Consider the following 1,036-nt stretch of genomic DNA (forward strand, 5'->3'; position numbering starts at 1 on the left):
GGCGAGTCCGGCTCCGGCAAGACGACGACTGCGCGCATGCTGCTCAAGCTGATCGAGCCGACCTCGGGCGAGATCAGCTTCGAGGGCAAGGATGTGCTGGCGCTGAAGGGGGAGGGGCTCAAGGACTTCCGGCAGCGCGTGCAGGCCGTGTTCCAGGACCCCTTCTCCTCGCTCAATCCCTCGTTCACGGTGGGCCGGATCATCGAGGAGCCGCTGCAGACGTACCGGCGGGGCAACGCCAGGCAGCGGCGGGCGCGGGTGCTCGAGCTCATGGACCAGGTGGCCCTGCCCTCCCACTTCCACCGCCGGTACCCGGCCGAGCTCTCGGGCGGACAGCGCCAGCGCGTGGCGATCGCCCGGGCGCTCGCGCTGAACCCCGAGCTGATCGTGTGCGACGAGCCGGTCTCGGCGCTGGACGTGCTCGTGCAGGACCAGATCCTCACGCTGCTGCGCCGCCTGCAGGACGAGCTGGGGCTGAGCTACCTGTTCATCTCGCACGACCTGGCGGTGGTGCGGCTCATCTCCGACTACGTGTGCGTCATGAAGGACGGCCAGGTGGTGGAGGCGGCCAGCTCCGAGGAGGTCTTCATCAACCCCCGACACCCGTACACGCGGCGGCTGCTCGCCTCGATCCCGGGCAACGAGCTGGGGATCGCGGTGGAGGCGGACGGGACGCACGTGTGAAGCACCGCGGAATGATGTGATCCGGGTCGCTCCCATGCGTGATACTTGCTGGATCACTCGCATCCCCGATCGCAGGAGCATCCCATGGCCCACGCCGCCGACCCCGGGCGCCCCGTGCACAACCCGGACATCGTCGGGTTCACCGACGCCGAACTGAACGAGACGCCGATCCGCCCGCGCTGGAACTCCCTCGGCCCGGGCATCGTCGCCGCGGCCACGGGCGTGGGCGCGGCGGACCTGGTGGCCACCCTGACCGCCGGCTCCCGCTACGGCTACACGCTGCTGTGGGCCGTGGTGCTGGGCGTGATCTTCAAGATCGTGCTCGTGGAGGGCGTGGGCCGCTACTACCTCT

The 1,036-nt window shown here is 69.7% G+C and carries 1 protein-coding gene and 1 pseudogene; both read left to right on the plus strand.

Annotation, left to right across the window (positions count from 1 at the left end; translation table 11 throughout):
- A partial coding sequence (locus ACIP67_RS43490) for an ATP-binding cassette domain-containing protein (protein ID WP_401700300.1) occupies positions 1-684 on the plus strand: 684 nt, incomplete at its 5' end.
- A gap of 84 nt (positions 685-768) precedes the next feature.
- Positions 769-1,036, plus strand: a pseudogene (locus ACIP67_RS43495) (divalent metal cation transporter); the annotation flags it as partial.

This window comes from Streptomyces sp. NPDC088812 (genome assembly GCF_044750285.1).
Taxonomy (GTDB): domain Bacteria; phylum Actinomycetota; class Actinomycetes; order Streptomycetales; family Streptomycetaceae; genus Streptomyces.